General features: G+C 46.6%; 15 protein-coding genes and 1 other RNA gene. 2 read left to right on the top strand and 14 right to left on the bottom strand.

Annotation, left to right across the window (positions count from 1 at the left end; translation table 11 throughout):
* Positions 1-126: 126 nt before the first annotated feature.
* From PEH01S_RS07505 to PEH01S_RS07485, 5 genes are all read right to left on the bottom strand, one after another.
* Positions 127-1,527 (bottom strand): MFS transporter, encoded by a 1,401-nt coding sequence (locus PEH01S_RS07505; protein ID WP_127484625.1) that lies wholly within the window; start codon positions 1,525-1,527, stop codon positions 127-129.
* A 193-nt stretch (positions 1,528-1,720) separates the two neighbouring features.
* Positions 1,721-2,308, bottom strand: a complete 588-nt coding sequence (locus PEH01S_RS07500) for a TetR/AcrR family transcriptional regulator (protein WP_025845111.1) — start codon at positions 2,306-2,308, stop codon at positions 1,721-1,723.
* Positions 2,309-2,420: 112 nt separating this feature from the next.
* Positions 2,421-2,993 carry an NAD(P)H-dependent oxidoreductase gene (locus PEH01S_RS07495; protein ID WP_127484623.1) on the bottom strand — a complete coding sequence of 191 codons (573 nt, stop codon included), beginning with the start codon at positions 2,991-2,993 and terminating at the stop codon, positions 2,421-2,423.
* Positions 2,994-3,024: 31 nt separating this feature from the next.
* Positions 3,025-4,002: an NAD-dependent epimerase/dehydratase family protein gene (locus PEH01S_RS07490; RefSeq protein WP_127484621.1), complete on the bottom strand. Its 978-nt coding sequence runs from the start codon at positions 4,000-4,002 to the stop codon at positions 3,025-3,027.
* Positions 4,003-4,207: 205 nt separating this feature from the next.
* The gene (locus PEH01S_RS07485) at positions 4,208-4,654 is read right to left on the bottom strand and encodes a hypothetical protein (protein ID WP_127484619.1); all 447 of its coding nucleotides are present in this window, start codon (positions 4,652-4,654) and stop codon (positions 4,208-4,210) included.
* 180 nt (positions 4,655-4,834) lie between these two features.
* On the opposite strand from PEH01S_RS07485, the gene PEH01S_RS07480 reads away from it, so the two are divergent.
* Complete coding sequence (locus tag PEH01S_RS07480) at positions 4,835-5,965, top strand: DUF4261 domain-containing protein (RefSeq protein WP_127484617.1); 1,131 nt, start codon at positions 4,835-4,837, stop codon at positions 5,963-5,965.
* A 231-nt stretch (positions 5,966-6,196) separates the two neighbouring features.
* Here the strand turns inward: PEH01S_RS07480 and PEH01S_RS07475 are convergent, their stop codons facing one another.
* From PEH01S_RS07475 to PEH01S_RS07445, 7 genes are all read right to left on the bottom strand, one after another.
* A complete protein-coding gene (locus tag PEH01S_RS07475; protein ID WP_127484615.1) occupies positions 6,197-7,582 on the bottom strand; it encodes a HAMP domain-containing sensor histidine kinase in 1,386 nt (461 codons plus the stop codon).
* The gene (locus PEH01S_RS07470; RefSeq protein ID WP_025845120.1) at positions 7,566-8,261 is read right to left on the bottom strand and encodes a response regulator transcription factor; all 696 of its coding nucleotides are present in this window, start codon (positions 8,259-8,261) and stop codon (positions 7,566-7,568) included. Before PEH01S_RS07470 ends, PEH01S_RS07475 begins: the two co-directional genes overlap by 17 nt.
* A gap of 81 nt (positions 8,262-8,342) precedes the next feature.
* Positions 8,343-10,334 carry a serine hydrolase gene (locus PEH01S_RS07465; RefSeq protein ID WP_407669426.1) on the bottom strand — a complete coding sequence of 664 codons (1,992 nt, stop codon included), beginning with the start codon at positions 10,332-10,334 and terminating at the stop codon, positions 8,343-8,345.
* Positions 10,335-10,612: 278 nt separating this feature from the next.
* Complete coding sequence (locus tag PEH01S_RS07460; protein ID WP_127484613.1) at positions 10,613-12,637, bottom strand: stalk domain-containing protein; 2,025 nt, start codon at positions 12,635-12,637, stop codon at positions 10,613-10,615.
* 520 nt (positions 12,638-13,157) lie between these two features.
* Complete coding sequence (locus tag PEH01S_RS07455; protein WP_127484611.1) at positions 13,158-14,237, bottom strand: hypothetical protein; 1,080 nt, start codon at positions 14,235-14,237, stop codon at positions 13,158-13,160.
* Between the two features lie 4 nt (positions 14,238-14,241).
* Positions 14,242-14,868: a hypothetical protein gene (locus tag PEH01S_RS07450; protein WP_127484609.1), complete on the bottom strand. Its 627-nt coding sequence runs from the start codon at positions 14,866-14,868 to the stop codon at positions 14,242-14,244.
* 15 nt (positions 14,869-14,883) lie between these two features.
* Positions 14,884-16,197: a hypothetical protein gene (locus PEH01S_RS07445; protein WP_127484607.1), complete on the bottom strand. Its 1,314-nt coding sequence runs from the start codon at positions 16,195-16,197 to the stop codon at positions 14,884-14,886.
* Positions 16,198-16,759: 562 nt separating this feature from the next.
* Between PEH01S_RS07445 and PEH01S_RS34510 the strand changes: the two genes are divergently transcribed.
* Entirely contained in the window at positions 16,760-17,023 is a 264-nt protein-coding gene (locus PEH01S_RS34510; RefSeq protein ID WP_164827724.1) for a hypothetical protein, read from the top strand.
* On the opposite strand, the gene ssrA is transcribed toward PEH01S_RS34510, so the two are convergent.
* Together ssrA and smpB are read right to left on the bottom strand one after the other, a co-directional pair.
* Positions 16,984-17,347, bottom strand: a transfer-messenger RNA (tmRNA) gene (gene ssrA / locus PEH01S_RS07440). The two genes, PEH01S_RS34510 and ssrA, sit on opposite strands and share 40 nt — an antisense overlap.
* A gap of 209 nt (positions 17,348-17,556) precedes the next feature.
* A complete protein-coding gene (smpB, locus tag PEH01S_RS07435; RefSeq protein WP_127484605.1) occupies positions 17,557-18,036 on the bottom strand; it encodes an SsrA-binding protein SmpB in 480 nt (159 codons plus the stop codon).
* Positions 18,037-18,297: the final 261 nt, after the last annotated feature.

The following is an 18,297-nucleotide window of genomic DNA, read 5'->3' as shown; positions in this document are numbered from 1 at the left end:
ATATTACGATATGCGGAAGCCGGTTCCTAAATTCAACAACGTAATTTAACTGCCATTTTTACTCGAACAGCCCTCCTGCAATCCAATCGGTAATGATCACCCGAGTTTCTCTCAGGCGCGGAAATTTTAATGATGCGCCGAGCTTGGCCTCAAAGCGATCAACGCGATGAAGATCCCCAGCAAGGCTATCATGGCATCGGAGAGAAGCGCAGTGTGAATCGCCTGGTTCAAGTCCGCAGGCTTCATCGTTTCCAATGTAGCTCCTGTCCCCAAGCTCAATGAGATCACGGCCATGATGACGGCCAGCCCGACGGAACCGCCGATTTGTTGTCCGGTCGAGACGATGGCGGACGCTATGCCCTGCTCTTTCATCACGATCCCCGTGCTCGCCGCGATGTACATGGTCGTGAAGACAAGCGCCTGGCCGAGTCCGACGATCACCGTACCGGGAATGATGCCCCAAGCCGATCCGTTCTCGGAGAGCCGGGTAAGCAAGAGAAACCCGATCGCGCCAAGCCCCATACCGGCTGCGATTGTTTTGGCCACTCCGGCCTTGGACACCATTTTGTCGACGAGCTTCGCACCGATAAAGGCACTTAAGGTTAGCGGCAAAAAGCTGAGTCCGGACTGCACTGCGGAGAAATGCAGCACCTCTTGTGTATAGAGAGTTAGAAAATAATATAGACTGCCGAACGAAGCCGAGAATAACGCGGCGGAAAGCGTAGCCCCCGTTAAGGTCCGGACACGAAACAGCCGGAAAGGAATTAAAGGCTCCTTCGTACGATTTTCGATGACAACAAACAGCAGAAGCAATGCGGCACCGGCCGCAGCAGGAATGATGGTATTCGCGTTTAACCAGCCTTCGGCCGGTGACTTAATCAGGTAATAGACGATGAGGATCATCCCGGCCGTTACGGAAATCGCGCCGGCGACATCATAATGGCGTGTATCCGACTGCATTTTGCTTTCCATGAGCGCAATAGGAGCAAGGATCATGACGGCGAGCGCAATCGGCACATTGACGAAGAAAGTAGCCTCCCATCCGATGTAAGTGGTCAATACGCCGCCAAGCAGCAGACCGAGCGAAAGACCGACACCGCCCATGGCCGCCCATACGCCCAAAGCACGATTCCGCTCATGCCCCTCTTCAAAATTGGACATGATGAGCGAGAGGGTTGCGGGTGAGAGCAGCGCACCTCCGAGGCCTTGCAGCCCTCTGGCGACGATGAGGAGCAGCTGGGAATCCGCTATTCCGCCGAGCAGCGAGCCTAAGCCGAAGAGGCCCATCGCGACGATAAACATTCGCCTTCTTCCAATGAAATCGGACATTCTTCCGCCGATGACCAAGAATCCGCCGAAGGCCAGGGAGTAGGCGCTCACTACCCATTGAAGATCGTTCGCCGTAAATCCAAGCTCCTCCGCGAGCGAAGGCAGCGCTACAAAAACGATAGTATAATCAATAGCCAAGATTAATTGAGATAAAGAGAGGAGCAGCAAAGCCAGTCCCTTAAATTTGTTCCGGTTCATGAGGAGCTTCTTCCTTTCCGCTTTTATTTGACCAAACAGTCTAGAATTATGAAAAAAAATTGCTTTCCGTGCATCGCCTAGCAAACCTTCATGGACCTTTCGTCAAGAGGGCCACCTCCTTTTTCGGATCAAATGGTCTAGTATTATCAAAAAAGAATGAAGCGTCCAGCCATGAAGCCTGGAACCGCTCCGTTCAGGAATCAAGCGCAGAAAGCGTCACTTTAACAATATCGTCCAAAACTTTCGGATCCGAAGTTAATTTAGCAGCCTGCGTCAGCGAATATCTGGAATGATTCAGATAGCGGGCAAGCGCCCTCAGATCATTATGACGATCGCTTAATTCGCCTTGCTTATAAGCACGCACCAATGCCTGGTAGAACGCCTCTTCCAACCGGGAGGCATCCTGCTCGAAGAAGGCTGCGATTTCCGGGACGTGAGGGACTTGGTCGATCGCACTGTGCATAATGAAGCATTCCTTGCGTCGGACTTCGTCTTTCAACGCGGCCGCGATCTCGCGGAAAATATCCGTAATTGCCGCCTTGACAGAGCCGGGACGATCCAGTCTTGTGACCACGGCTGCACTTTTTTCGTTCGTATAATGCTTGACTGCGGAGATGAAAAGGTCTTTCTTCGTACCGTAGGTGTCATACAGGCTTTGCCGGGCGATCCCTAGGCCATCAAGCAACATTTGCAGCGAAGTGCCTTCATATCCGTAATGTCCGAATACCTCCATAGCTTTGCGGAGCACGACGGTCGTATCGAATTCCTTATTTCTTCCCATCGGGTGCATTCCTCCTTGCAAAACCATCTTACTCTTTTTCAGACCATTTAGTCAAGAATAAATTAGAGTCGGTTCTAGCCACAATACGGTCGGATGCGGATTCTAAAGGAAGTTAAGATTCACTCTTTCGAACCCGTTCCGAGAGCTGAGCAAGCCAAGTCTGCCTATGCTCAGCGGTCGAGGCGAGGATCGAGTCGAATACGAAATGATGATTTACTTCGAAGCCGCAATATGCAAGTATTCCTTCATCTATCGTAAGACGCAGCGCATTCCCCATACCGCTTGCTTCGTATTGTTCTGCAGACTTGTTTTGCGTATGGATGAGCGTTGCTTTCTTGCCCGCCAGCAGTCCGATTTGAACCCCATCGTCATACTTATAGGCGAATCCGTATGAAAATACGCGGTCGATGTACCCTTTCAGCATAGCGGGCAATCCCGTCCACCATAGCGGATAGATGAATACGACATGGTCCGCCCACGATACATAGCTTTGCTCCCGGACGACGTCCTCTCCTACCCCGCCGAGCAATTCGCTCGGGCCAAGCACGGGCTGGAACCCGATGCCGTATAAATCCCGAACGATCACCTCGTCGCCCCCTTGCCTTAAACTTTCTGTCACTGCGTCCAGAATCGCGCGATTAAAGCTTCTTTTTCTGGGATGCGTGTAGATCATGAGATGATTCATTCCCGTTCCCTCCATTACGGATAGTGATTAATCAATTATTTTTCGGCAGCATTTGTCCTTTCCTTTGCAGCGCGCGCACCGTGTTCGTAATTCCTTCTTCAAAGGGCGTCGCCCGTACCGGTCCGATCAACCGCTTGTATTTGTCCCCGCACAGCACAAGCGGTTCTTCGGTTAAATAGAGCATCTCCACGACCTCCTTCATGACCGGCACGGCCATCCCGAGCAAAGACAACCCGCCTCTTCCGAGCGGAATGACCGGTTTGCTGCTCCCGCTTGCTTGCCGGGCCATTCGCACGATCTCCCTGCCCGAGATCAAGCCTGCACCCGGAATATGCCAGTTCTCCCCGTAAGCCTCGTCCCTGGCAGCAAGCTCCGCAATCATGAACGCGGCGTCCGGCAAATAGACATACTCTCGCGGAACACGCATATTGCCGATGAAAAACGCCATTTTGCCCGCCGCGATAGCTTCGAGCGTAGAGCCCAGATAGGAAGCCTCGTTGGCCGTGGGACCGTAATAGTCCGGCAAGCGGACGATCATCACCTTGGCCCGGCTCCACCGGTCGTCGAACAGCATCTGCTCATAGGCGAGTCTAATCTTGCCTTTCCTCGTATGCGGCTGCTTCGGATGGTCCTCAGTCACCCGGTCCGCCTGTCTTCTTCCATAGGGATAGATACCGTCTATCACGACTACCTTTAGGCTAAGCCGGTTGGCGGCTTCCATCACGGATTCGCCCAGAGGAATCAGCTTGCTCACCATCTCGTGATACGGCACGTTGGCGCAATGAAACAGAACGTCCGCGCCTTCCGAAGCCGTGACGATGTCGTTCAGACGGAAAGCATCGCCTACGGCAATCGTCAAATGCTTCGGGTTACCCAGATTAGCCTTAAGCTGCTCAAGCTTCCCGCGGGATCGCCCGAAGGCTACCGTCCGAATCCCTCGTCTAACCAGTTCCTCTGTAACCGAAGCGCCAGTACCGCCCGTTGCACCTACCACAATTGCTTTTTTCATGGTTTCACCTCATCAATGTAATTGATCAATCACTAATTTAATGACAATGTATCATTTTGTTAGTGATTAGTCAATAACTAATTTCGACTCAAATATCTCCAAATTTGCGGCAATGCATAGCCCCCGCAGGCCAGGAGCGACAAAACGAAAGCTGCCTGGCTGCGATATTTTCAGCTCGTTCTGCATCGCCGGGGCTTCTTGCTTGTTAATAGCGAGCATTAACCATACGAATTTCACAGCCCAATAGCTGCTCCACCCTTCTCAAGTGCTCTGTTCTCACTTCTTCCTCCGGGTTCTCGATTTCAAAAATGAGACGCGAAAATCCCGCCGGAAAATCGTAACGAAGATCATGAAGAGTGCTGTGCGCTGAGCAGCATGGAAGCTGCACGTCCAATTCCTTGAATGCACTTTGCCATGCGCTGTCCATCGCATTGTGCCACCATTTTAAATCAAGCACTGCGTCGCAGTTCGGGCAAGCAATTTGAACAAAATTCTCCCCCTGATCAACAAATTGAATCTCTTCCGTTTGTTCCACCGAAACCGTAGCACTTGGGAATATGGATACCAGATAGGACCGAACTTGCTCAACGTTTCCTTTGTCAGGCACAAAATGTACATCCTCAGGTATCAATTTAAAAATAGTGGCTGACACGGATTAAACCTCCTGCATTTCAATTGAAAAATACCGCCCCTCAATTAGATTAACGATAATGAAAAGAAATTGCCACATTCTATCAAGGGCAGGGAGACAATCTATCAATCCGGTTTGCATTCCATGGGTTAGTAGTATATACAATTTATAGAGTGCATACTTCTACTAGGAGAGGATTCAATGACAACCCAACAACAAGCCGCAATGCAATCCATGATTGACTGGCTATCGGATGAACGCGAGCTCGGCCGTAAACCCAGCAAAATTGAAATTGCGGGAGAATTTGATTTGCATGATATGCATTACTACATATTCAAGTATAAAAAAACATTGCTCGGCAAATGGCTACTTGGCGTTTGCGGAGGCTATGAAAATTCGTCGGATACGGAGCATTGCGGCCATATCTTCAGCGAGATGCAGCCCTATGACCCGGCCACTGCGAAGCAGGAAGCCATTGCGATGGTAGAGATGATCCGCGAGTACTGGATGCAGCAGGCGGCCGCTATTGAGGCGGCACAGCAGGAAGGCGATGCGGAGGCTCAGGACGATTCATCCGGCTCCGGCATTTTTAACGGATTCGTTCTTTTGAACTCTTCGGAATGCGATCTTGATCAGGTGAAGGTGAACCTTCTGCAGGATTGGAATATCTCTTGTTCTCCGGCTGAGGGAGAAGGCGAGCCTGCGGAAGAAAAAGAAGGAATCCTCGTCTTTGAAGTGGACGGCTTCACTGCAGCGTTAAGCTTTGTCGATGCTCCCATACCGAACGGAGAGGCAGAGCATTATGCACAAGGCAACTACCTCTGGCGCGAGGCCGCGAACATTACCAAAACCCATGTCGCCCAAATGATTGTGGCCGTATTTACCCGATCCGGCTCTCCGCTGGACAGCGGCAGGCTTTACACTAAGCTGGCAGCCAGCTGCTTGAAGCTTCCCAATGCTATCGGGCTTTACTCATCCGGTACCGTGTTTCAACCGGAGCTTTTTCTGGAAATGGCCGAAATGATGAAATCGGATGACGCTTTTCCATTATTGAATTTGGTTCACGTTGGTCTGGTCGGAACCGAAACAGGGCTGAACGGCTACACCTGCGGGCTGAAATCCTTTGGCAAAGATGAAATTGAAGTGCTGGACAGTCAGACCTCTCCTGCCGAGCTGCGTGATTTTCTGTTTGACATCTCCTCTTATATTGTGGAGCATAACGTAACGTTAAGGGACGGAGAAACGATCGGCTTTAGCGCGGAACAAAAGCTGCCGATCACCCGTTCCGAAGGCGTATATGTCAACGGAGAAAGTCTCAAAATCAAGTACTAATCCCGGTTTGCTTCTTCAGGATTCGCTAATACAACAAAAGCACCGGCCATTTGGCCGATGCTTTTGTACTTTATGGGGCGAACCAAGGCTCAGCAAAATCCACAAAAATCCGTTACGCATGCCCGTTGAAAAGTCCGAATCGCCATCTCTATTGCGTCTAATCCTTACTGCACCTGCCAAAAGAGCTTCATGGCCGCTCCTGCGATCTGCTCAGCAGAAGCGCAGCCGCCTCTATACGTCCGCACGCGGCAAGCTGATCCGAAACATCGTGGAATACCGCCGATCCGCTTCCAGTTCAATCGTGCCTTGGTGCAGCGTAACGATTTTTTTGCAGATGGCGAGGCCTAAACCGGTACTGTCTTTCACCGCCCCGGCCCCGCGTGTAAATTCCTCGAAGATGTGCTCCCTGATCGGCTCCTGTACGCCGATTCCGTCATCTCCAAGCCACAGCACAGCCCGGCCATCCTGACTTTCGCAAGACGCGTATAGCACCGTTCCCGCTGCATTGAACTTGAGCGCATTTCCGATCAGATTCATGATGACGCGTTTCATATGCACATGATCCAGCATAACCGGCAGCGGCTCTTCCGGAATCTGCACCTCCAGTCCGAACCCTTTATCCTCAATTTCGGAATAACATTCCGCCACAATCTGCTGAAACCATTTGGTGACGTTTACTTTTTCTTTTTTCAGCATTTGATGGGAATCTTCCAGCTTTGCCAATTCGAACAAGTCCTTAATCAAATTGGCCGTATAGGAAGATTTGTCGTGAATGTATTGGATATATTTGCGCCTCCTGCTTTCCTCCAGCGACGGATTGTCCAGCAGCAGCTGGGAATAGCCGTAAATCGAAGTCATAGGCGTCTTCAAATCATGCGACAAATGCAAGAGCATGTTTTTGCGGCTGGTCTCGGCCGCTTCCTTCTCGGCAGAGGTTCGCTGCAGCCGCTCGGCCAACCCGTTGAAAGCCTCGCGGATTTCGTCGAACTCCTGCTCGGCCGTAAACGTCAGCCGCTTCGTATAATTCAGCCGCTCCATTTCTTTGATGCCTTCTACAATTTGCCGGACCGGCTTCTCTACTTGCTTAACCGAGTATTTGGCGTACAAATACACGGCGATAAGCAAGCCGACGGCAAAACATGCCGCAAAAATGGCTATGGCCACGGGGATTTTTTCCAGCCGCACAGGCATTTTCCAAAGCAGGATATACGGCTCTTGATTCGGCCCTTTTACCGAATAAGCATGATAGTCGATCGAATCATCGTTCCGCTGCATATCCATTTTGGCATAGAGCAGTCCATCCCGGTAACGGACGATATCGTCTTCCTTATTTCCCCGGACATAGATTACCTCTCCCCTCTCATCGACCACCTCGAACCAGCCGCCGTACCGATCCAGCAGCTTTCCGTCGATATTTTCGAAGGGATACCGATAAATATCTTCCCCCGTAATCCGAGGCAAATTGCCCGTCCTGTCCACCACCCGGTTCATCAGAAAATCGGTGCTCACAAGCGCTACGGCAATCGCGCCTAACAAAAGGCCGCTAATGACGATATAGTTGCGGACAAACAACTTCTTCAGCGGCCTTAGGCCGCGAATGCTATTGTTTCTTCTCAAAACGGTAGCCTAACCCCCTAATCGTAACCAGGTAGTCAGGCTTTCTTGGGTTATGCTCGATCTTCTCGCGGAGTTTGCTGATATAGACCATAATCAAATTTTCGTCCCCCATATACTCTTCGCCCCATACCTGCTCGTAAATCTGCGCTTTCGTGAATACCCTGCCGGCTTGGCTCATCAACAAAGCGATAATTTTGAACTCGTAGGAGGTCACTTCCTTGTTTATACCGGTTTTATAGAGCTTGCAGCTCTCCAAATCCAGTTTGACGTCACCGATTTCGATGATGGCGGGAGCAGGCTTGTCCGGCTTGGTAAAGGCATCCAGACGTCTGAACAGCGCCTGCACCCGGCTTACGACTTCAAGCGGGTTAAAGGGCTTGCCCACGTAATCGTCCGCCCCTAGCTGCAATCCGAATATTTTGTCCATATCGTCCGACTTCGCCGAGAGAAAAAGAAATGGAATCGGGGAGCTTTGCCGCACTTTCTTAAGCAGCTCCCATCCATCCATCCGTGGCATCATAATATCCGCGATGATCAAGTCAACCTGTTCGCGCTGCAGGATCGTCAGCGCTTCATCGCCGTTGCCCGCCGCCATTGTGCCGTAACCGGCATGATTTAAATAAACGGCGAGCAATTCGACAATTTCCGCTTCATCGTCGATGATCAATATTGTTTTGATTGGCTCTTCACCTCTATTGCCTTATACCCGTATCCTTATCCTTCAGCTATCCGCCGAGGAGGGAAAAGAGCTGTCCGCTGGCTAGAATAAATGATCGGCGAACCGGGACAACAGTACTGCGGCTTCTTGTCTCAGCATCGGCTGTGTCGGTCTGTAGTCGATCACTCCGTTTTGATCCGCGATAACTTCGGGTCCATATAATACTTTCGCCACAGCGAAGCGGACACCTTCCACCGCCCATGAATCCGTATTGCCTGCAATCTTGGCTTCTTTAGGGGTAGCATGCAGATGATTGAAGGCCATGCGCCATACAATGGTCGCCGCTTCCTGTCGTGTCAATGGCTGCTGCGGGAAGAACCGGTCGCCGCCTGATCCCTGGATCAAGCCAAGCTCTTGCGCGGCCTGGATATGCTGGGCATACGGACTGTCGGCGACATCGGCGAACACCGGCTTTTGCTTCGACGGGGCGAGGCCCGACCACCGGATGATCCAGCCGATAAACTGTTCCCGCGTAATGGGCTGCTCAGGCCGGAAAAGGTTGCCGCCGCTTTCCTCCCCAATGACATCAAGCTGGCGCAAATGGCTGATGTAGGCTCCATATGGATGCTGGGGACCGATATCGTCATAGGGGCGCGGCTGCGGCAATTTTTCGGACCAGCTGTCGAGCTTCAGATCGTAATAAAACGCCTGTATCTCGCCTTTTTCATTCCGTTTGAACGCCGCTTTGACACCCTGATCGTCCTGAAACAGAAGCGGCTCGATTTCATGCAGCACATGCTCGCCAAGCGGGTCTTGCACGATAAGCTTGCCGTCTTCCGCACGAATGCGCGATGTCCACATCCGGTTTCGCAAATCGCTGTATGTGCCTTCAAATTCAGCCAGCGACGTGGAGAGCGGCTCATGAGCGTCAGCTTGCTTGCCCGCAGCCGGGTAAAAATGATTCATGAAGGCTCTGAAAAAAGGCTGCCGGAGCTCAAAATCCTTATTGACGGTAATGAAAACGCCGACCTTCTGATCGGGAATCAACCACATCCCCGTATGGTATCCTTGTACATCTCCGGACTTCTCAATCACATACTGCCCGTTGGCATCCTGCCGATTGGAATATTCGAAGCCGTAGGCCATATTCGGCAGCTTCGGATGGATGGCAAGCTGGGGCTTGAGCATGTCGCGAGTCGTTGCTTCACTCAGAATCGCCGTGCTCCCGATCTTCCCCCCGTTCAGATGTGCCATCATAAACCGAGCCATGTCCGAGCTGGTTGAGAGCATCCCGCCTCCCGGAAACTCTGTCGGGACCGTCGCAAATGTAGGGAAGATATCGCCGAGCTGGTTATAGGGTACGGCGAGCCGCTTTAAATTTTCCGAAGTTAGCCGAAAATCGCTGTTTGTCATGCCCAGCGGCTGAAAAATATGTTTCTGAACGTAATCGCCGAACGGCCGGCCCGTAACTTGCTCGATCACATACCCTTGAATCGTAAATCCCAGGTTGTCATAGCGATAAAATTGTCCCGGCTGGCGTATAATCGTGGGCGAATTGTCGAGAATATATTGTTTTAAGGAAACTTCTTTGGACAAGTCGGTCGTTGTAGAATCGGACAAATCCCCATACTCAAATCCGGTCGCATTCATCAATAAATGCCGCATGGTCAACGGTACATCCGTCCGATTCCCGATGCGAACCTCCCCCAAATATTTCGACACATCGGCGTTCAAATCGAGCTTCCCTTGCTCGGCCAATTGCATGACGCCTGTAGCTGTAATCACCTTGGAAACCGAGGCGACGCGAAATATGGTTCGGTCCGGGTCGACCGGCAGTTTCTGCTCCACATCGGCGTAGCCGTAGCCTTTGTTTAACAGCACCCGATCGTCCTTCACCACGGCCACCGCGGCACCGGCCATCTGTTTCTGAATATCCGGCTGGTTAAAAAACGCATCGACAAATCGCTCGACTTCCTCCGGTGCCTGAGGTCCTGCCGGACCGGATTCCGCCGATGTGCCAAGCCCCGGGCCTCCCCCGGCCAATACTGCAACGGCCAGGGCAGCGACAGCCAATTTACTTCCATATTTACCCATTCGATTCATAATTTAATCACTTCCCTCTGTTGTTCTTTTCCCTACAACAACAGTGTAAACGGGTAAACTTAACCTGGATTCTATACAATCTTAATGTAAAGTGAAATTTGCCGCGTCCCCAAGCCAATACTTCCATAGCTTACGATTATGAACAAAAGCACCGACCTGCGGACCGATGCTTTTGTCCTTTATGGAGACGAACCGTGGCGTAGCGGATACAAACTCCGTCACCGTACGATGCTCAGATTGAGCGACAGGCTGCTTGGCTTGGCCTAAAATTAGTGCAGCTGCAGTAGAGTGGCATCGTTAATATCGTACAGGGTTCCATGATTAGATTGAACAAGCTTGATAATTTGTTCATGGGCCAATCCGCTTTGCGGTGCAATGGCATCAAGAGTAACTTGATTCGTTTGCAGTTTAGCGTTAATCTCTTCAAGAGAGAAGCCGGCCATTCCTGGCGAGGTGCCTTTATCGTGAACAGGGGCATCGGTTATAAAAATGATTCTTTTGGAGTTCTTGCTGCCCGATAATTTTTGGACCGCCTTATCAATAGCCTCCAGTCCGGATTCCTCCACATCTTCTCCGCCGGAAGCCACTAAGCTATCTAATTGAGCTTTTAACAAATCTTTATTATTCGTGAAATCAAAAACCTCGAAATCAGGGTTATAAATATCCACATAATTAATATCCCGATACCCAACGATAGCAAAATTAGAGCCGGACGGGACGGAATCCACGAAGCTTCTGACCGTTTCTTTCACATAGTCGATGACTTCACCCATACTTCCTGTAACGTCAATGACAAAAACGATATCTGAAGAATTCGTTATCCCTTTGGATATGTTTTGTAAAATAGGCGAAGAAGCCGACGGTTCGGACGGTTCAGACGACGGTTCTTGTCCCCCTTGCTCGATTGGAGTCTTCTCGCTTTCAGCAGATGTAGGGATAACGGGCTTGTTTTGAAAAACAACAACCGACTTCGAAGCCTCGTTCCACTCTACCACTCCGCCAAGAGCCTCGCTTACGAATCGAACGGGAACCATGGTGATTCCATGGATTAATTGTGCGGGCGCACTCAAAGTTACAGGAACGCCATTCACGTAAGCTATATTGGAACCAATCGTTAATACGATGGTTTTGCCTTCTCTTGTTGCCGTGACCGTTTGGGTGGAACTGTCCCATTCTACCGTTGCTCCGAGCGATTCGAAAATGGCCCGAAGCGGAACAAACGCACTTCCATTCCAATTTACAGGCGCCTGCGCATAAGCTTGCAGCTGTCCTCCAATCAAGACTTGAATATTTTGCGGCTCATTGTTAATCGGAACGAATTGAGGGATCGATGCCGCCAACCCTCCCGATTGATTGATAGTTTTCAAGTAAAAATAATATCCACCCGACGGCAGCCCAAGCTTGCTCAATGAATAGGTTGAAGGGCTATTAGGATTGACTCGGACTTGCCTAACGAGTTTCCCCTTTGCATTTTTGACCATTAAATAGGAAAAATAGGCCGGTCGCGAAGTTGCAGCCGTCGTATTCACAGTGAATGTATGATCCGGGTTTAGCTGAATCGTCCCGGGAAAGCTTGCTCCACCAGGTACTTGAAATTCCGTTCCAACGGCTGTATTGGGGGATCGATTTGCAGCTGGGCCAGATGGAGGAATCGCTGCAGGTTCCCCGTGGGATGGTTGGGTACCGGAAATAGAAGTCCTGGGAAAATAGAAGTAAATCTTCGACTTCGGGCCCGGTGCCCGGCGTTTTTCTAATATCGTAACTGTATTATTCTCATGGTTAAAGGTAAATTCCGAAGGGCGAACCTTAGACCCATCTATGTATAAACTGACATTTTTACTAGAGTTGATGGTATAACGGGAAGTTACTTTAAATACTCGCGTTGAACCATCCCCCTCGGAAAGGGCATTTCCAATTTTGTCTATGCCCGACTCCGCTTCTCCCCATTCAAAGGTAGGGCTGATGGAGTATTTAACGGAAATTTCGGCCCCTATGTCGGGAGCATTACGCATCGTTATGGTGTAGTTTTCGTAATCAACCGTATATTCCTTGGACTCAATTTCACGTGAATTGATAAATAAGCGAAGCTTCGTATTCGTAGCCGTAATTCGATTACCCGGCGTGAATTTAAAAACGCGCTCCTTTCCATCCCCGTCTTGAAGAATATTTACCAGATAATCACCCTCTCTGAAATCAAGCCGGTCATTCGCACTTGAAATTCCCGCCCGAAAATCTAGCCCCCCGAAAAGTAAGACGAAAACAATAAGCAAACTAATCATTTTTCTAGACGTCATCTTCTTCACTCCGTTACGAAAGACATGGTGGAATTATTACTCTACCCAGAAGATACTGTGCGATAGGTAATTTTGATTTTTTGAGCTCATCCTCCCTGAAAACTAAAAATACACTTTCACTAGGGTCCTGCTCGGCCCCGTCCATCCCTACATCTATATCGGATAAATCATACATGAAATGTTATATTTTTCTGCTTTCATTTCTCCAAAAATAGAAAGCACCGACTATTTGGTCAGTGCTTTTTACAGCATTTTATGGAGACGAGGGGAGTATTGAAATCTCGATTTTACCTGCTCTCGAAGCCTAGTCGATGATGATCTTAGCGGTAGATTTCAATGCCGTGCTCATTCCGCTAACGCTCCACTGCGCGCGGTCTGAACCCCATCAGGGGCTTCGCTCCCGCCTCGCGTCTCCTTAAAGAAAGAGCACCGATCATTTTCGGTCGGTGCTCTTTCTTTAAGGAGACGAACTTATACTGGTGAAGCACCTAACTTTACATATCTCTAAGTAAATCGAAGGTTAAAGGGACGTTCTTAATTCAGTAAAAAACTTTACTTCTTCAGCAGTAATATTATTTAATAACCGAGAATCGTTTTCCATGATTTCCCTTTCCTTTATCGCCTTTTGCAGTATAAAAGTATGATTGTATTCGTCAATTAAATCCAATCTTAGTGTTATACGTGATATAACTGAGTCATCAGAATCATAAACCTTTAGCTCGCCAGATGCGTTATCCTGTAACGTATTAAAAATACTATTGGGTAGATTATCGGTTATTCTGTACAAAAACCTCTCGCCGAAGTTCGAGTTATCGAGAATCTTGCCATAACATTTTAAAATATTGTTTTTCTCTTTATCGTATATTTTTAATACAAAACGTAAATTTTTCAACTTAACTGGCATATTTAAAATCATCTCATATTTAGGATTACTAATCGGTGGATTTTTATAAAACTCTAAATGAAATCCACTTTTTATTAAAACTTCATCCAAATCTGAATTCTTAGTTTTTAGATAATCAATATCAGTTATTTGATCAGTATTGGGTAGATATCCCTTACCTAGTGGATCTTTAAAATGTTTTATCTGATTTAAAATGAAAGTTAAACTAACAAGTAATCCGCTAAGTATCAGAAAAAATAAATAGATCCCAAAGTTGAGTACAGCCGGGACTGAAAAATTAATTTCTAGTGAGACTTGGTATTTCGTATAAAATCCAACTGCTACTCCCCAGACATATATAGTACATGAAGAAACAATTAGATATACCCAATACAAATATGAAATTAAATTATTGCTTGTCATACTAACTTGATAATTTATTATAACCTGGCGATATTCAGAAATATTTATAGTATACGGTCTGTATATATTTTGCAAATCCTTTGAAGCACTTATTAATTTATTTTCATACATAAAACCAATGAAGATAGCAAAAAAGGAGATTATGGCCATAATCCCCGAAAAGATCCAGCTTATTAATTCAACTTGGTCTTTTAAATTATCATAATCGTCTTTGGAAAAATCCTGCTTGAAATTTGTAAACAATAGTAATACAAAAGGAACTAGTACGAATAGAACCGATATCCGCCTAAGCATCGAATTAGATAAACTCCTTTATAACCACACTTAATATCTTAAGTATATCTGATTCCTTAATTGTATTTGGGAATGAAATTACTGAAACTGAATCTATGTAGAATATAGTATTATTCATAGAAAAGGTTAGGTTTGTTACTGTATGTTTATCAAATAAACTTTTGTAATTAAATTCAGATAAGGATTTGATGCTTATTTTCTTTATTTCATTATTATCAAATGCACTTGGAGTTGTTTTAATATGTACACTTATTAATTCAGCGAACCAATTATTTTTCTTAAAATAATTCTTGACCCAATGATCAAATGGGTTGATTCGGGTATATCCAAAAGATAGTATCTTACCTAATTTATTGATTGCATAGGACATCGTACTTTCGGAATTTGCGAATGAACAAAGTATTTTTTCATTTTTAAATAACCAAAACGTTACTTCCTTTTGTTCCTTAGATATAATTTTATCACGGATCCTGACTGGATCTATCCATGCATAATTTATTTCTATTAATTCGTTGTTTATATCAGAGAATGTTACCTGTTCAAAGGAGCTACTGGGGAGTTCATTGAAATCAAAATTTGAGGAATGATTTTCAATTTTATAAATTATACAATCTTCATTCCAAGATAACATTGAACTCCCCCTCCTTTATTCCTCTTCTGTTTCTTTATAATCTTCCTCGTCTATTACAACCAGTTCTTCCATGCCTGCAAACTCGATTAACTTGCTAAGATTTTCATCATTACTGTCATACCCAATGGAATCAAGAACTGTTTGATTTGATTTGATAAAATTTCTCAGGCTTTCAATCACAATTTCGTCCTGATCATTTAATTTATCTAATAAATTAGAAATCATTGCTATAGAATTTAATGTATTCTCTTCAATTGCCCGGGTAATCAATTGATCCTTCTTGAGATACTTTTGTGCAATGGAATTTATTAATTTTTTTGTCTCCTCCATATCTTTAATACCCGTATTACACATATCTATGTATTCACTCTGAATAATATCCATTGATTCTTTACGAACTTCTTCATCATCTGTATCCACAATAACAATTTTTAGTATATCTAACGAACTCCCTTTAAGGTAGACTTTGGTTGAGAATTCAGTTCCATTGTACACCATGTCTGTATTAAAGAAAATGATATCACTGCCAATTGTTATGTATTCGCAAGCTAATTGAGAAGCAAGAAGAGCTCTTCCCCCTATGGCTACGTCACGTATTCCGTCCTTTTTACTTCTTCCACCAGTGTAGAATTTAATTTCTTTAAATGTAGAATTGATCCCTCGACTACTTAATCGATTAGTAACTAAATCAAGCAATAAAGCTGTTTTAAAGCTTACACTCCCAAGTTCATTAATTTGGTTTGGAAATTCCTTAAGGCGATATGAACTCATTGGCCAATGAAAAAATTGAGACATGAAATCAAAGAGAACCTCTTGTACTTCATGATTCCCATTATAAATAGTTAAAACTTTGCTATCCCTATCTAATGTTATTTTTGCGGTAAAAACTGCGGATAGGCTATTAACATTGTTTACTCCTGTTAACCATGAACTCTCGTACTCCTTTAGTCTTATGTCAAAAGCAAGTAACCTATCGGAGATACTAAGAGCAGTTGTTATTGAATAAATATCTCTAAACGCCACATTTTCGACGGAATAATTAGAAACAATTTGTTCATCGGATAAATTATTTAAAAAATTGAGATTTGAAACCTTGTAGGTATATGCAGGCAAACCTAGACTCTTCCTCATCACTGCCATTTGTACAAAGTCTTCAATCTCATTTTCTGCGATAATACCAGCTAGAGCTAAGAATCTATCTTTGATATCATCTTTTTTCTTAGGCTTCCTTTCTGGAACCCAACCGGTCTTTTCATGAATTATCTCAATAGCATCTTCTTTAGGAATTCTCTTTAATACTCGTAATAAAACACCCTGTATATTTACCATGCTCTCAAGGCCCCCTATTATTATCCCCGAAAACATTTGTAAATATTACCATAGGGCAAAAAATGCCTATGGAAGTTTGAACTCCACAGACATTTCTTACCGATGCTTTCGGATTTAACTCTATTATAAAGGGATATGGAATATATTTCAATTTCATAAAGATATCTTTACTTTTTTCACGTTAAAACTGACACTGCTAAAGCACCTAACCTTTGTTCTGTTCTAAGAAAACAAAATGTGGTGAAAAGCTAAGTCGATTATTAATATATGGTAATTTTCTGTGATCGGAAAAGCAAACCGGACAAAGTGTAAATGACATTGTATTCTCTCGTTTTTGACCATTGAATCCGCAATTCAATGGAATATTCAATCATCTTTAGCACATGTCGGGCAACAGAGCAAAGGTTTCATCTATTTGCTTTTGTCCTCCATGTCCTTTTCTTTATCGTTTGTAATTTTTATCTTTTTATCATTTTTTGTACATAGTTTCTTTATTTTTCAAAAAATATTGCATCATTTTCTGACCATTCGGGGTCACCTCTTAATAAAGAGTTCAGAGGAGTTGAATAATGAAGCTGAACTTCGAAGAATGGAGTTTATAAATTCTCATTCAAATATTGATGAAGAGCTTATTATCAACGAGTTAGAAGATAAAAAACGCCATCTATTTACAGATGACGTTCAAGTAAAGAAGCAAGTTATTCAAGAATTTTTTGAATCAGTTGTTGTAGTCGGCTCTAACGATAATTCCGACTTTCTGCTAGATCTAAAAGTTAGGTGCTTTGAGTATGGAGACGAGGGGAGTCGAACCCCTGTCCGAAGATAACGCCACACAGGCATCTACGGGTGTAGTCACAGTTTTGATGTCACCCGAGCGTCGCCCCGTAACCGGCTACGCGTTGGGTCAGCCTGATTGTCTTCTTCAGCTAGCCGCAGGCGGAGACTAGACAGCGTATCCCACTAAAGTTGAGCCCCTATCCCGGCACATGGGCGATGCAGGGTAGAAGCACGCTCACAGGTTATTAAGCTGCGAAAGCGTAGGATTGTTGTTGTTTGCCATTTAATTGGCTTTAGCGTTGATAAAGCGGACGCGTCCCCACTACCCGCAACCCATGCTCGAACTATCCCCGTCGAATCCAAGAACGTCCCCGCATAGGTGGGCCTCCCATCAGATGGGAGACCCTAATTAAAAAGGTTATGAAAAAAAACTTACCTGCAACTTCTGCTGACTTCTGCTATAAAAGCTGTGCACTTCCCCAAGTGCACTTTTATTATAACATATCCTTGCGCAAAATGAAGGGGCGAGTTGCTGGAAGCGATACCAAAACCTAAACATACTGGCGGATTCTCGCCAAAACGTTATCGTGCGACCTTCTGCTTCTCGCGCAGCGCCCGCTGAATATCCCGCTGAGCGTCGCGTTTCGCCGCCGTATCGCGTTTGTCGTATTGCTTCTTCCCTTTGCCCAAGCCTAGCAGCAGCTTCGCGTAGCCGTTGCGCACATACACCTTGAGCGGCACCAGCGTATAGCCTTCCTGCTTCGATTGGCCCAGCAGTTTGTTAATCTCGACTTTTTTGAGAAGAAGCTTGCGGGCCCGCGTCGGATCGCTGGGGTTAAACCGGTTACCTTGCTCGAACGGGCTGATGTGCATATTATGCACGAACGCTTCGCCGTTGCGGATCGTCGCGAACGCATCGCCGATATTGGCTCGTCCGAGCCGCAGCGATTTGATCTCCGTACCGGTCAGCACCAGACCGCATTCGTAAGTATCCTCGATAAAATAATCGTGAGACGCTTTTTTGTTCTGCGCCAGCACTTTTCCATCGTTTTTTTTGCTCATGCCCCCTAGCCGCTCCTTCCCATACCGATTTCCAAACAGAGGGATGGAGTCCATTGTACCAACTCCATCCCCGGAAATCAAGGGGAACTAGCGCTTGACGGTCTTTTTGCGCTTCTTCTTGGCGAAGCCGATGCCCACGCCGCCGCCTTTGGCTGCCGCGCCTGCGGCTTTGGCGCCTTTGCGCCCTGCTGCGCGGCTGGCGCCCTCGCCGGTGCGCACCGCCTCCAGCGCGCGCGTTTTCGCGGCTGCCGGGCCCTTCCC

This window comes from Paenibacillus ehimensis NBRC 15659 (assembly GCF_004000785.1).
In the GTDB taxonomy this organism is placed as follows: domain Bacteria; phylum Bacillota; class Bacilli; order Paenibacillales; family NBRC-103111; genus Paenibacillus_G; species Paenibacillus_G ehimensis.
This window is presented reverse-complemented; position numbering and strand designations above follow the sequence as displayed.

What these genes read in the sequence shown, in the direction of transcription:
- PEH01S_RS07495 (WP_127484623.1), bottom strand. Translation starts at nt 2,993, where the DNA reads ATGAATCATCTCATGATCTACACGCATCCCAGAAAAAGAAGCTTTAAT.
- PEH01S_RS07465 (WP_407669426.1), bottom strand. Translation starts at nt 10,334, where the DNA reads ATGGGTAAATATGGAAGTAAATTGGCTGTCGCTGCCCTGGCCGTTGCA.
- PEH01S_RS07480 (WP_127484617.1), top strand. Translation starts at nt 4,835, where the DNA reads ATGACAACCCAACAACAAGCCGCAATGCAATCCATGATTGACTGGCTA.
- PEH01S_RS07450 (WP_127484609.1), bottom strand. Translation starts at nt 14,868, where the DNA reads ATGTTATCTTGGAATGAAGATTGTATAATTTATAAAATTGAAAATCAT.
- PEH01S_RS07455 (WP_127484611.1), bottom strand. Translation starts at nt 14,237, where the DNA reads ATGCTTAGGCGGATATCGGTTCTATTCGTACTAGTTCCTTTTGTATTA.
- PEH01S_RS07500 (WP_025845111.1), bottom strand. Translation starts at nt 2,308, where the DNA reads ATGGGAAGAAATAAGGAATTCGATACGACCGTCGTGCTCCGCAAAGCT.
- PEH01S_RS07505 (WP_127484625.1), bottom strand. Translation starts at nt 1,527, where the DNA reads ATGAACCGGAACAAATTTAAGGGACTGGCTTTGCTGCTCCTCTCTTTA.
- PEH01S_RS07460 (WP_127484613.1), bottom strand. Translation starts at nt 12,637, where the DNA reads ATGACGTCTAGAAAAATGATTAGTTTGCTTATTGTTTTCGTCTTACTT.
- PEH01S_RS07445 (WP_127484607.1), bottom strand. Translation starts at nt 16,197, where the DNA reads ATGGTAAATATACAGGGTGTTTTATTACGAGTATTAAAGAGAATTCCT.
- PEH01S_RS07490 (WP_127484621.1), bottom strand. Translation starts at nt 4,002, where the DNA reads ATGAAAAAAGCAATTGTGGTAGGTGCAACGGGCGGTACTGGCGCTTCG.
- smpB (WP_127484605.1), bottom strand. Translation starts at nt 18,036, where the DNA reads ATGAGCAAAAAAAACGATGGAAAAGTGCTGGCGCAGAACAAAAAAGCG.